Source organism: Faecalibacterium sp. BIOML-A4, from assembly GCF_009679665.1.
Taxonomy (GTDB): Bacteria; Bacillota; Clostridia; order Oscillospirales; family Ruminococcaceae; genus Faecalibacterium; species Faecalibacterium taiwanense.
In genome coordinates this window covers 113,502-125,560 of sequence record NZ_WKZG01000005.1, presented here as the reverse complement: position 1 = coordinate 125,560, position 12,059 = coordinate 113,502, and the positions used below count along the sequence as shown (strand labels likewise).

General features: G+C 57.9%; 14 protein-coding genes. All 14 read left to right on the top strand.

Translation table 11 applies throughout. The features are described 5' to 3' along the window. Positions 1-48: 48 nt before the first annotated feature. Positions 49-534 carry a signal peptidase II gene (gene lspA, locus GKG34_RS05145; protein ID WP_005941866.1) on the top strand — a complete coding sequence of 162 codons (486 nt, stop codon included), beginning with the start codon at positions 49-51 and terminating at the stop codon, positions 532-534. A 3-nt stretch (positions 535-537) separates the two neighbouring features. Then, positions 538-1,470 carry an RluA family pseudouridine synthase gene (locus GKG34_RS05140; RefSeq protein ID WP_005941869.1) on the top strand — a complete coding sequence of 311 codons (933 nt, stop codon included), beginning with the start codon at positions 538-540 and terminating at the stop codon, positions 1,468-1,470. Further along, on the top strand, positions 1,467-2,297 hold the full coding sequence (locus GKG34_RS05135; RefSeq protein WP_005941872.1) for an HAD hydrolase family protein: 831 nt from the start codon (positions 1,467-1,469) through the stop codon (positions 2,295-2,297). The genes GKG34_RS05140 and GKG34_RS05135 overlap by 4 nt, the downstream gene beginning before the upstream one ends. Before the next feature lie 66 nt (positions 2,298-2,363). Beyond that, entirely contained in the window at positions 2,364-2,723 is a 360-nt protein-coding gene (locus GKG34_RS05130; protein ID WP_005941875.1) for a helix-hairpin-helix domain-containing protein, read from the top strand. A gap of 41 nt (positions 2,724-2,764) precedes the next feature. Beyond that, positions 2,765-5,152: a polyphosphate kinase 1 gene (gene ppk1, locus GKG34_RS05125; protein WP_044953673.1), complete on the top strand. Its 2,388-nt coding sequence runs from the start codon at positions 2,765-2,767 to the stop codon at positions 5,150-5,152. Between the two features lie 94 nt (positions 5,153-5,246). Beyond that, positions 5,247-5,777: a M23 family metallopeptidase gene (locus tag GKG34_RS05120; RefSeq protein ID WP_044953674.1), complete on the top strand. Its 531-nt coding sequence runs from the start codon at positions 5,247-5,249 to the stop codon at positions 5,775-5,777. Then, the gene (locus GKG34_RS05115) at positions 5,774-6,259 is read left to right on the top strand and encodes a hypothetical protein (protein ID WP_005941904.1); all 486 of its coding nucleotides are present in this window, start codon (positions 5,774-5,776) and stop codon (positions 6,257-6,259) included. Before GKG34_RS05120 ends, GKG34_RS05115 begins: the two co-directional genes overlap by 4 nt. 65 nt (positions 6,260-6,324) lie before the next feature. Further along, entirely contained in the window at positions 6,325-8,187 is a 1,863-nt protein-coding gene (locus tag GKG34_RS05110; RefSeq protein WP_044953676.1) for a TIGR03960 family B12-binding radical SAM protein, read from the top strand. After that, the gene (locus GKG34_RS05105; protein WP_154255714.1) at positions 8,162-8,806 is read left to right on the top strand and encodes a TIGR03936 family radical SAM-associated protein; all 645 of its coding nucleotides are present in this window, start codon (positions 8,162-8,164) and stop codon (positions 8,804-8,806) included. Before GKG34_RS05110 ends, GKG34_RS05105 begins: the two co-directional genes overlap by 26 nt. Before the next feature lie 215 nt (positions 8,807-9,021). After that, entirely contained in the window at positions 9,022-9,363 is a 342-nt protein-coding gene (rplS, locus tag GKG34_RS05100) for a 50S ribosomal protein L19 (RefSeq protein ID WP_022257134.1), read from the top strand. Between the two features lie 171 nt (positions 9,364-9,534). Further along, entirely contained in the window at positions 9,535-10,083 is a 549-nt protein-coding gene (lepB, locus tag GKG34_RS05095) for a signal peptidase I (RefSeq protein WP_097782138.1), read from the top strand. Continuing rightward, positions 10,080-11,003: a ribosome biogenesis GTPase YlqF gene (gene ylqF / locus GKG34_RS05090; RefSeq protein ID WP_005941918.1), complete on the top strand. Its 924-nt coding sequence runs from the start codon at positions 10,080-10,082 to the stop codon at positions 11,001-11,003. The genes lepB and ylqF overlap by 4 nt, the downstream gene beginning before the upstream one ends. Further along, entirely contained in the window at positions 11,000-11,647 is a 648-nt protein-coding gene (locus GKG34_RS05085) for a ribonuclease HII (RefSeq protein WP_154255713.1), read from the top strand. The genes ylqF and GKG34_RS05085 overlap by 4 nt, the downstream gene beginning before the upstream one ends. Continuing rightward, complete coding sequence (locus GKG34_RS05080) at positions 11,644-12,006, top strand: YraN family protein (protein WP_347563424.1); 363 nt, start codon at positions 11,644-11,646, stop codon at positions 12,004-12,006. Before GKG34_RS05085 ends, GKG34_RS05080 begins: the two co-directional genes overlap by 4 nt. The last annotated feature ends 53 nt before the right edge of the window (positions 12,007-12,059 follow it).

Below are 12,059 nucleotides of genomic sequence, written 5' to 3'. Positions count from 1 at the left end.
ATACCGGGGAGCGCCGTTTTTTATACTGAATGATTTTGGGAGTATCCTATGGCATTTGTTGTTTTTAATCTGCTCGCGGCTGCGGCACTCATTGGCATCGATCAGGCCATCAAGCTGTGGGCCACCAATGTGCTGCAGCCCATTGGTGCAATGCCGCTGATCCCCCATGTGGTGGAGCTGCGGTTCGTGCTCAACCCGGGCATGGCGTTCAGCCTGCTCAGCGGCAAGCAGCTGTTCCTCATCATCGCTACCAGCATAGCGCTGATCTTTGTGGCCTACGGGCTGTTCTTCCGCAGCCGCGGCAGATACCTGCAGCAGGCTGCGCTGCTGCTGATCCTTGCCGGCGGCATCGGCAACCTGATCGACCGTGTGCTCAACGGCGAGGTGGTGGACTACATCAATCTGCTGTTCATGCAGTTTGCGGTGTTCAATTTTGCGGATATCTGCGTGTGTGTGGGCGTGGGCCTCTGGGTGCTGGTAATTTTTCTGGAAGAGCTGCACGCTGAGAACGGGCAGTCCCCGAAGGAGCAGTGAGCCATGGAACAGCGTGAATTTGTGGTGGAGCAGGAGACGGCAGGCCAGCGCATCGACCGCTTTCTGAGCGGCGAGGACACCGGCCTTTCCCGGTCTGCTCTGCAGGCGCTGGTGGCCGACGGTCATGTGTTGTGCAACGGCAGGCTGGTTGCCAAAAGCCTGAAGCTCAAGGCGGGCGACACCATCGTTTTGGAAATTCCGGACGCGAAGCCCATTGAGGCCGTGCCGCAGGACATCCCGCTGGAAATCGTCTATGAGGACGAGCATCTGCTGGTGGTCAACAAGCCCAAAGGCATGGTGGTGCACCCGGCTCCCGGCAACCCGGACGGCACGCTGGTGAACGCGCTGCTGTGGCACTGCAAGGGAAGCCTGTCCGGTATCGGCGGCGAGATTCGCCCCGGCATCGTGCACCGCATCGATAAGGACACCAGCGGACTGCTGGTGGTGGCAAAGGACGATGCAACGCACATCGGCCTTTCCCAGCAGATGGCGGTGCACAGTGTGGAGCGCGCGTATCGCACCATCGTGTACGGCGGCTTTGCACAAGATGAGGGCTTTGTGGAAAGCAATCTGGGCCGCAGCAAGACCGACCGCAAAAAGATGGCGGTCTACCCGGCCAGTGAGCCGCACACCAAATATGCCTATACCGGCTATCAGGTGCTGGAACGGCTGAACAACTTTACCATGCTGGAATGCCGCCTGAAGACCGGCCGCACCCATCAGATCCGCGTGCACATGGCATCCATCCAGCACCCGGTGGCGGGCGACCCGGTGTATGGCCCGCACAATTGCATCACCAGCCTGCACGGCCAGTGCCTGCACGCCAAAACGCTGGGCTTTGTGCACCCGATCACCGGCGAACATCTGCGGTTCGATTCGGAATTGCCGGAATACTTCACTCATTTTCTTGCAACGCTCAGGAGGGGAACGGTATGAACCATCTTTCTTCAACGCTTGTACTGTGTGATCTGGACCATCTGCTTTTGGGTGCCGACGGCAACCTGACGCAGGTGGTGCGGGATGTGCTGCAGCTGTTCGTCCGCCGCGGCGGACGTTTTACGGTGTTTTCCCAGCGCACGCCGCGGGCAGTGCGGTCCATTCTGGGCAGTGTGCGGCTCAGCGCTCCTGCGCTGGTGTGCGGCGGTGCCATGACCTACCATTTTGCCGATGGCACCCGCCAGCCGCTGTGCACCTTTGCCGGGCAGGATGCCGACCTGTTCGCCCGCCTGCCGGTGGCAGAGGGCGTGGGCATTGCCCTGCAGATGACCGACGGTACTACCCGCGTGCTGCGCATGAGCGAGGCATTGGAGCGTCATCTGCGGCAGGAATGGACCCCTTATCTGCTGGCAAACGCGGCAGATATCAAGGGGGAAGAAGTGCTGCGGGTGCTGCTGTATCAGGACAGCAAGGCAGTGCCCATGATCTCGCTACTGGAAAAATCTCTGGGCGACCGCACAGCGGTGCTGCTGGGCGAGCGTGCCGCAGCGGATACGCTGATCCTGACCCCCAGAACCGTCTCCGGCCGTGAAATGCTGGATGCCGTGTGTATGCCGGTGGGCATCGACCCGGAAGATGTGCTGGTACTTGCCGGAGGGCTGTCTATGCTGGACATGGTGCGCGCTTCCAGCCAGAGCACCGCAGCTGCGGATGCCCCGGCTGAGCTGCGTCTTGCTGCCCAAAAGGTCACTTTGACCGATGCTGCGGCAGGTTCTGCAGTGGAAGTGCTGTACCGTATGGTGCGGGATGCTGAAAATTTGGCGTAAAATTTGTGCAAGGCTTCTGCAAATTCTTTCGCAGAAGCCTTTCTTTTTGGAGGAAAGTCAGGTACAATGAGAGAAACGCATCTTCTGGTCCTGCAAAAGAAGGAAAAACTCTTTCTTGCGCTGTCGCTGGCGGCGGTGGTTTTGTGCACAGTGCTGGCCTTTGGCTTTGCCGTGCCGCTGCAGGCTGCCGAACCGCAGGTCCTGCCGGATACGACCGGGCTGGAACAGTATGTGCTGGTGGATCTGAACACTGCTGATCTCTCTGCGCTGTGCACACTGCCGGGCGTAGGGGAAAAGCGCGCACAGACGATTCTGGATTACCGGACGCAGAATGGCCCGTTTGAACGGGTAGAAGATGCAGCCAATGTTCCGGGCCTGACACAGACCATTGTGGATTCCTGGGCAGGAATGGCAACCGTGAGCTGAGCCGCAGCCGGCGGCCCGGCGCAGCAAAAAGGGGAATGATTATGAGTGACGATACCATTTTTATCAACCGGGAACTGAGCTGGCTGGATTTCAACCGGCGCGTTCTTGCGCTGGGCAAAGATAAAAATGTTCCGCTTGCAGAGCGGGTCAAATTTCTTGCAATCTACGGCTCCAATTTGGACGAGTTTTTTATGGTGCGTGTGGGTTCTCTGCAGGAGCGCGCCAATCTGGAACAGGAACAGGGCAAAAAGGTCAAGAGGGAAAACAAGACCAACATGTCCGCGGCGGAACAGCTGACTGCCATCATGCCCAAAACGGCACAGCTGCAGGAGGAGTGCGATAAATACTACGCAAAGGCGCTGGAAGCACTGGCGGAGTGCGGCTGGCGCAAGGTGGATCTTGACCACTTGTCCAAGGAGGACGAGCACTTCTGGAAGAAGTACTTCCAAACGGAGCTGTTCCCCATCCTCAGCCCGCAGATCGTGGATAACCGCCATCCGTTCCCATTCCTGCGCAATAAGGAGATTTACCTTGGCGTTCTGCTCAAGGAAAAACACCCGGCAGGGCAGAGCCTTGGCATCATTCCCATTTCCAGCCAGATGGAACGGATGCACGTTGTAAAAAAAGACGGCGAAACGCAGTTTGCACTTACCGAAGAGCTGGTGCTGCACTTTGCGGCCAGCATCTTTGGCAAAGAGACGATTCAGGAAAAATGCCTTTTCCGCGTTACCCGCAATGCGGATATCGACGTAAAAGAGGGCATGATGGATCATGATATCGACTACCGCGAGATCATGACCGAGCTGCTCAAGCGCCGCCGCAAGCTGGCTGCGGTGCGTCTGCAGATCACGCCTGCCCCGGCCCCGGAGGTAGAACGCCTGCTGTGCAACCGTCTGCTGCTCACCCATAAACGGGTGTTCGAGCAGAAAAGCCCGCTGGATCTGAGCTTTTTCTACAAGCTCACCGGCCGCATGGAAGCGGAGGGGCGGCCGGAACTGTTCTACCCGGCTGCACGGCCCATGCTGCCGCCGCCGGACTACGACCTTGCCGCTGAGGTGCAGAAGCACGATGTGCTGCTCAGCTACCCGTACCAGTCCATCCGGCCCTTCATTGCCATGCTCAAAAAGGCTGCCCATGATCCTGAGGTCATTTCCATCAAAATGACACTGTACCGTATGGCGCGGGAGTCCCAGATCGTGCAGGCGCTGATGGAAGCCGCTGAGAACGGCAAAGAGGTGGTGGCGCTGGTGGAGCTGCGCGCCCGCTTTGACGAGCAGAACAATATCGACTGGTCGAAGCAGCTGGAAAGCGCAGGCTGTACGGTCATTTATGGCTTTGATGATTACAAAGTGCACTCCAAGCTGACCCTTATCACCAAAAAGAGCAAAGAGGGCTACTCTTATATCACCCAGATTGGCACCGGCAACTACAACGAAAAGACCAGTGAGCTTTACACGGACTACTCCTTCATTACGGCAGACCATGGCATTGGCGAGGAAGCTTCCAATGTGTTCCAGAACCTTGCCGTGCAGAAGCTGACTGAGGAGAGCGACCGGATGCTGGTAGCACCGCTACGCTTCAAGAGCGTATTGCTGGAAGAGATGGATCGTGTCATTGCTGCCGCCCACATGGGCCGTCCGGCATCCATGATCCTGAAAAACAATTCCATCAGCGACCGGGATATCATCCTGAAGCTGCAGGAAGCCAGCTGTGCCGGTGTGCGCATTGATATGATCGTGCGCGGCATCTGTTGTGTGCGCGCCGGCGTGCCCGGCAAGACGGAGAACCTGCATATCCGCAGCCTTGTGGGTCGTTATCTGGAGCATGGCCGCATTTACAGCTTCTTCGATGGTGCACATACCCGCATCTATATTGCATCCGGCGATTTCCTCACCCGCAACACCGAGTGCCGCGTGGAGGTGGGCGTGCGCGTGGAGGATCCCGTGCTGGTGCGGAAGCTTACCGACATTCTGCAGCTGCAGCTGCGGGATAACGTCAATGCCCGCGAGATGCGCCCGGACGGCAGCTACCAGAAGGTAAAGCCCGCTGAGGGCGAAGCACTGGTGAACGGCCAGATGGGCATGTATGAGCTGTTGAAAAATGACTGGACGCAGCCGGAGCCTTGGAGGCTTTCTGCCGCTGCGCAGGAAAAACAGCCTGAACCTTCTGCCGAAGCAGGAAAGCCAGAACCTGCGAAAACGGAAGTAGCTCCCGCTGCAAAACAGGCAGAAGCTTCTCACCCGGAATCTGCTGCGGCACCGGAAAGCGGCGACCGCTTTGACCAGCTGGAACAGATGGTCAATCATAAAAAGCGTACAGAGCCGCAGCCTGCCCCTGCAGCCAAGCCGATAAAGCCGGTGGTGGTGGAGACACCCGCCCCCAGAAGCCGCCTGAAACGGATTTTGGATTTCTTCAGGTTACGCAGATAATATTTGCAAGACCCGACAGAGCAAACCCTCTGCCGGGTCTTTTTGCGTGTTTGCCTGCATAAATAAAAAGCAAACGGAAGGCGGGAGGCAGAAGGTGCGGGCAAAGCGATGGGGACGAGCCGGGCACGGCAGGGAGCAGCCCAGACGGAGGGTGATTTTTCTGGCAGTTTTAGCCGGACTGTTGGTGTGCGTGGTGCTTCCGGTGAGGGCGCAGAAAAAAACGGGGAAGCTCTGTTTCCCGCTGGACACCACACAGTACCGTGTTTCGGACGGATACGGCTGGCGGCAGGATCCTTTTACCGGGGAAAGGACGTTCCATAAGGGCATTGATCTTGCCTGTGCAGAGGGAACAGACGTGATTGCTGCGGAAGGCGGTGCGGTGGTGCAGGCATACTGCAGCACAAGCTATGGCACCTGTCTGCGTGTTCTCCATACAGATGGCAGCGAGTCACTTTATGCCCATTTGCAGTACGCCTATGTCCGCCCGGGCGAGGTGGTGGAAACAGGGCAGCTGCTGGGCGCAGCAGGGCGCAGCGGGCGCGCTACGGGAGCACACCTGCATTTTGAACTGTACCGGAAGGGAACAGCCTGTGACCCAGCGGATGCGCTGGGCCTTTCCTCATGAAGCTGCATGATTCCCGGCAGCTGGGGCCGCTGGTGTTCCGCGACCCGCTGCTTTTGTGTAGCGCACTGTATTTTCTGCTCTACTTTGATGCAAGCGGCTTTCTGCGGCTGGGCCTGCTGGCGGCGTTCCTGCACGAGTGCGGGCACATTCTGGTGTATTGTGTGTTTCTGCGCCGCTTTCCGGTCATTGAGGTGACCATGACTGGCTTTTGTATGCGGATGGACGCTCCGGCCCGGGGCCTTTCACCGGGGCGGCTCTTCTGGCTGGCTGCTGTAGGCCCGGCGGTCAATTTCATGCTGGCAGGCATCTGGGCACTGCGGCTGGAACAGGAACTGACCATCCGCGGCAGTGCCTTCTGGGCGGCAAATCTGCTGACCGGGGGATTCAATCTGCTGCCCGTTCCACCGCTGGATGGGGCGCAGCTGGCATCCTGCCTGTGCGAAATGCGGCGTGCAGGCAAAAAGTTTAAGGGAAATGATTGAAAAAACAGCTCGTTTCGGGTACAATAAAATGACGTGTAAAAATGGACTGTTTATTGGAGGACTCGATGTTTGATCCAAAACTGAAAGAAGCACTGGGACGGGTACAGAAGCCTGGTCGTTATACCGGCGGAGAACCCGGCAGTGTATATAAGGACAAAGAAAAAGTGGATGTCCGCTTTGCGTTCTGCTTTCCGGACACCTATGAGGTGGGTATGTCCTTCCTCGGCGAAAAGATCCTGTATGAGCTGCTCAACAGCCACGAAAACTGGTGGTGCGAGCGTGCTTTTATGCCGTGGCTGGATATGAAGGCCGAGATGGAGCGTCTTGGTCTGCCGCTCTACACCATGGAGAGCAAGGATCCGCTCACCGCTTTTGATGCAGTGGGCTTCACCCTGCAGTACGAGCTTTCCTATACCAATATTCTGGCTATGCTGGATCTGGCGGGCATCCCGTTCTATTCCAAGGATCGCGATGAAAGCTGGCCGCTGATCGTGGCGGGTGGCCCCTGCGCCTGCAACGCGGAACCCATTGCGGACTTTTTTGATGTGGTCCAGCTGGGCGAGGGCGAAAACCAGCTGCCCGGCATCTGCGCCGAGATCGAAAAGGCCAAGAAGGAGGGCGGCGTCTCCAAAAAGGAGCTGCTGCTGCGCATTGCAAAGATCCCCGGCGTCTATATTCCGGCATTCTACGATGTGGAGTATTACGAGGATGGCCGGGTCAAGGCCATCACCCCCAATGAGCCGGGCATCCCGGCGCGCATCACCAAGGCCATCATCAAGGACCTGAACGAGTTTGCCCCGCCTACGAATTTCGTGGTGCCCATGGTGGGTGCCATTCAGGACCGCGCCAGCATTGAGGTGCTGCGCGGCTGTGTGCGTGGCTGCCGTTTCTGTCAGGCGGGCTTTCTGTACCGTCCCATGCGCCAGCGTGACGCGGGCCTTCTGAACAGGGCGGCGCAGGAGCTGTGCGCCAACACCGGCTATGAAGAACTGAGCCTTTCCAGCTTGTCTACCTCTGACCACGGCCAGCTGGAAGAGCTGCTGGATGATCTGAACGAGTGGGCACCCAAGGAGCATGTGAGTCTGTCGCTGCCTTCGCTGCGCGTGGACAACTTCTCCCAGAGCCTCATTGAAAAGACCACCAAGGTGCGCAAGAGCGGCCTGACCTTCGCCGCCGAAGCCGGCACCCAGCGCCTGCGCAACGTCATCAACAAGAATGTCACATGGGACGAGATCGAAAAGACCTGCACCATTGCATTCAACGCGGGCTACACCTCAGTCAAGCTCTACTTCATGATGGGCCTGCCCACCGAGACCATGGAGGACATTGAGGGCATCGCAGAGACGGCGCAGAAGGTGGTCGATCTTTACTATTCTCTGCCCAAGCGCGGCAAGGGCAAGGGTGTACAGGTGACCATCAGCTGTGCCTGCTTTGTGCCCAAGCCCCATACTCCCTTTGAGTTCGTGCCCATGGACACTGAAGAAATGCTGCGCGCCAAGCAGAAGCACCTGCTGGAAAGTGTGCGCAGCCGCAAGATCAAGGTCAACTACCACGACAGCACCACCAGCTTTCTGGAGGGCGTGTTCGCTAAGGGCGACCGCCGCCTTGCCCCGGTCATTGTGGAAGCCTACAAGCGCGGCTGCTACTTTGACGGCTGGGAAGAGTGCTTCAAGTACGACACATGGCTGCAGACCTTTGCAGATCTGGGCATTGACCCGGCGTTCTACTGCCAGCGTCCCATCGGTCTGGACGAAGTGACGCCCTGGTCCCACATGGATTACGGCGTCACCCACGAATATCTGGTACGGGAGTACAAAAAAGCCCTTGCCGCCCAGACTACCCAGCCCTGCAACCGTGCCTGCCACGGCTGCGGTGCAAATCATCTGTTAGGAGGTCCCTGCTTTGATTACAGTAAGAATCTCGTTTGAGAAAAAGAATGAGGCCTCCTACATCTCCCTGCTGGACCTGCAGCGGGTGATGCAGCGGGTGCTCAAGCGCAGCGGCCTGCCGGTGTGGCATACGCTGGGCTTCAACCCCCATATCTACATGACCTTTGCCTGCCCGCTTTCTCTGGGGCAGGAGAGCGAGTGCGAGTGCGTGGACGTCAAGACCGAAGCGGAAGCCCCGGATTTTGAACAGTGGAAAGCGGCCCTCAATGCCATCATGCCCGCAGGCATCATGATCACGCACGTTGGCCCGGTGCAGATGAAGGCGGACCTCATTGCCTACGCATGCTATCGCATCACCTACCCGGCGGCAGCGGCTGCGGCGCTGGATGCGTACAATGCGCTGGAAAGCGCTCCGGTGGAAAAGCACGGCAAAAAAGGCAACAAGATCATTGAGCTGAAGGATCACATCCCGCAGGTGGAGTACACCACGGAGGGGGACAGCCTGCACATTGAGCTGTGCCTGCCCGCTGCGCAGGAGCTGAACCTGAACCCCTCGCTGCTCACCGGCTTTCTGGAAGAAAAATTCGGCCTGCCTGCCGTCAGCGCCAACATCCTGCGCAAAAAGTTTTTGACGGCAGATAAGCAGCTGTTTGTCTGATCGGAGCGTGAAAGACCGTCTGTTGGGCAAAACAGAAAATTTTTGCATTTATTTTGGTCAGAACGCTTGCATTCACGCAGGTTTTGTGATATCCTATTTAAGCGTTAGTGTCCGCTGAGACCACAGCGGGGTTAATGACAATATCATTAAACGGGCGGTCCTCTGACGGCAAAGTGCCGTGTATGAACGTCTAAAAACAAATGGAGGATTCAAAAATGGACGCACTGAAGATTATTTCTGAAGGCAGCATCAAGGCTGAAAAGCCCCAGTTCAACGTTGGCGATACCGTCCGCGTTGATGTTCGTATCAAGGAAGGCGACCGTGAGCGCATTCAGGCCTTTGAGGGCACTGTGATCGCAAAGAAGCACGGTGGCGTTGCTGAGACCTTCACCGTTCGCCGCGTTGCTTACGGTGTTGGCATCGAGCGTGTCTTCCCCATCAACAGCCCCTTCGTTGAGAAGGTCACCGTTGTCCGCAAGGGCAAGGTCCGCCGCGCAAAGCTGTTCTACCTGCGTGGTCGTACGGGCAAGGCTGCCAAGGTCAAGAGCGATATTTGATCATCCCCGATTTGAAACGGGAGAAAAGGGACAACCTTGTTGTCCCTTTTTTCTTTATCAAAATTTCGGAAAAAAATGCGGCTTTTTGCAGGCACCGTTCTTGCGAAGAGCCTGTCGGCTGCGGTATAATCGGGTCAGCAGTGTAAAACCAGAAGGTGAGGTGTACCGGATATGGAAAAACAGGAACAGGCAAAGCCCGTGCGTGGGCAGAACCTGCTGGAATGGTACGAGGCATTGATCTCGGCAGCGCTGGTGCTGGTGCTGATCTTTTCGTTTTTCTTCCGCATCATTCAGGTGGACGGCAGCTCCATGGTGCCCACACTGGTGAACGGTGATAAGCTCATCGTGTGGGGAGCAGGCTATACACCGCAGCGTGGTGACGTGGTCATTGTGGACAGCTATACCTCCTACGGCAAGCCGCTGGTCAAGCGTGTCATCGCCAAAGGCGGCGATACGGTCTCCATCGATTATGCGACCGGCACCGTGGCGGTGAACGGCGAGGTCTTGCAGGAGGACTACATTGCAGAGCCTACCTATCTTGGCTATGATGTAACTTTCCCGTATACGGTGCCGGAGGGCACGGTGTTTGTGATGGGCGACAACCGCAACCAGTCGCTGGACAGCCGCTCCACCTATGTGGGCTGCATCGATGAACGGGATATTCTGGGCAGGGTACTTTTGTGCTTTATGCCCTTTACAGATTTTGGGGTGGTAAAATGAACGAAATGGATACCCGCTTTGCAAACCAGTACAATATTCAGTGGTTCCCGGGCCACATGACCAAGACCCTGCGCATGATGGAGCAGGAGATCCAGCACGTGGATGCCAGCCTTGTGCTGCTGGATGCCCGCATCCCGCTTTCCAGCCTGAACCCGGAGATCGAGCGCATCACGGCCCGCAAGCCGAAACTATACGCGCTGAACAAGGCCGATCTGGCAGACCCGGCTGTAACGGAAGAGTGGATCAAGTATTTCCGTGCGGCAGATGCCGGCTGTGTGGCCATCAGCGCCAAGCAGAAGGGCGGTGCCAATGCGGTAAAGGCTGCCATTGAAAAAGAACTGGCGGGCCTGCTGGAACGCCGCCAGAACCGCGGCATGGGCGGTGCCAAAACACAGGTGATGCTGTGCGGTATCCCCAATGTGGGCAAATCCACCTTCATCAACACCTTTGCAGGCTCTGCCCGCGCCAAGGCGGCAGACCGCCCGGGCGTAACCAAGGGCAAACAGTGGGTCAGCACCGACAAATTTGATCTGCTGGATATGCCCGGCGTACTGTGGAAGAAGTTTGACTCCAAGACCATTGCGTCCAATCTGGCCTTTATCGGCTCCATCAAGGATGATATTCTGGATGTGGAAGAGCTGGCCATGAACCTGCTGGACGAGGTGCGCCGCAACTACCCCGACCTTGTGGCCCAGCGCTACAAGCTGGATGCCGAAACGCTGGCCCTGCCGCCCTACGAGCTGATGGAAGCCATCGGCCGCAAGCGCGGTCTGCTGGTGCGCGGCGGCGAGGTGAACACCGAGCGCTGCGCCATTATGCTGGTGGACGAGTTCCGCGCCTGCAAGTGGGGCCGCATCTCGCTGGAGCGTCCGCCGCAGCGGGATGATCTGGCTGATTTTGCCGAGGAGGATGACGAATGAAGCGCCGTTCCGACGAGGAGATCTCGGCTCCGCTGTATGAGTACGATGCCGCTGTACGCAGTCAGTATGGCAGCTTTGCAGGCGTGGACGAAGCCGGACGCGGCCCTCTGTGCGGCCCGGTGTGCGTAGCGGCCTGTATTCTGGACCCGGAGAATCCGGTCTTTGGCATCAACGACTCCAAAAAGCTTACCGAGAAAAAGCGGGAAGCTCTGTTTGATGAGATCATTGAAAAGGCGTTGGCCTACAAAATTGTTTTTGTGGGGCCGGAGATCATTGACCGGGACAACATCCTCAACGCCACCATGGGCGGCATGAAGCAGGCCGTGGAAGAGCTGGACATCGTGCCGAACCTTGTTCTCGTGGATGGAAACCGCACCCCGGCAGGGCTGCTGGTCCCGGCACAGCCGGTGGTCAAGGGCGATGCCACCAGTGCCAGCATCGGCGCAGCATCCGTCCTTGCCAAGGTCAGCCGTGACCGCTATATGCTGGAACTGGACAGACAGTATCCGCAGTATCAGCTGGCAAAGCACAAGGGCTACCCGACCAAGCTCCACTATGAGCTGATCGCCCAGTACGGCATCCAGCCGTTCTACCGCCGCAGCTTCCTCAAAAAGCAGGGCTACTGGCCGGAGAACGGAAAGTGAACCGCGCCGAGACAGGGCGCAGGGGAGAAGCTGCTGCGGCCCGCTGGTATCAGAAGCAGGGCTGCAGGCTGCTGGCACACAACTTCCACACCCGGATGGGTGAGCTGGATGTTGTGGTGCAGGAGCCGGATGGGACCATTGTCATCTGTGAGGTCAAGACCCGTGCGGAAGGCTCTCTGGCCAGCCCGGCAGAAGCGGTGGACCGGCCCAAACAGCGCCGCCTGATCCGTGCATCACAGTGTTATCTGCAGCAGAACGGCCTGAGCGATGCACCGGTGCGATTTGACGTGGCAGAAGTGTTCCCTCTTGACAGCGGGCGCTGGATGGTACATATTATAAGGGGCGCTTTTCTCACGTAAAGCAACGGCCCCGGTGGGAAAATGTACGGGCAGAGGGCTTCTCTGCCACAGCA

Coding starts and splice junctions, on each gene's coding strand:
- lspA (WP_005941866.1), top strand. CDS start 49: ATGGCATTTGTTGTTTTTAATCTGCTCGCGGCTGCGGCACTCATTGGC.
- GKG34_RS05140 (WP_005941869.1), top strand. CDS start 538: ATGGAACAGCGTGAATTTGTGGTGGAGCAGGAGACGGCAGGCCAGCGC.
- GKG34_RS05135 (WP_005941872.1), top strand. CDS start 1,467: ATGAACCATCTTTCTTCAACGCTTGTACTGTGTGATCTGGACCATCTG.
- GKG34_RS05130 (WP_005941875.1), top strand. CDS start 2,364: ATGAGAGAAACGCATCTTCTGGTCCTGCAAAAGAAGGAAAAACTCTTT.
- ppk1 (WP_044953673.1), top strand. CDS start 2,765: ATGAGTGACGATACCATTTTTATCAACCGGGAACTGAGCTGGCTGGAT.
- GKG34_RS05115 (WP_005941904.1), top strand. CDS start 5,774: ATGAAGCTGCATGATTCCCGGCAGCTGGGGCCGCTGGTGTTCCGCGAC.
- GKG34_RS05110 (WP_044953676.1), top strand. CDS start 6,325: ATGTTTGATCCAAAACTGAAAGAAGCACTGGGACGGGTACAGAAGCCT.
- rplS (WP_022257134.1), top strand. CDS start 9,022: ATGGACGCACTGAAGATTATTTCTGAAGGCAGCATCAAGGCTGAAAAG.
- lepB (WP_097782138.1), top strand. CDS start 9,535: ATGGAAAAACAGGAACAGGCAAAGCCCGTGCGTGGGCAGAACCTGCTG.
- ylqF (WP_005941918.1), top strand. CDS start 10,080: ATGAACGAAATGGATACCCGCTTTGCAAACCAGTACAATATTCAGTGG.
- GKG34_RS05085 (WP_154255713.1), top strand. CDS start 11,000: ATGAAGCGCCGTTCCGACGAGGAGATCTCGGCTCCGCTGTATGAGTAC.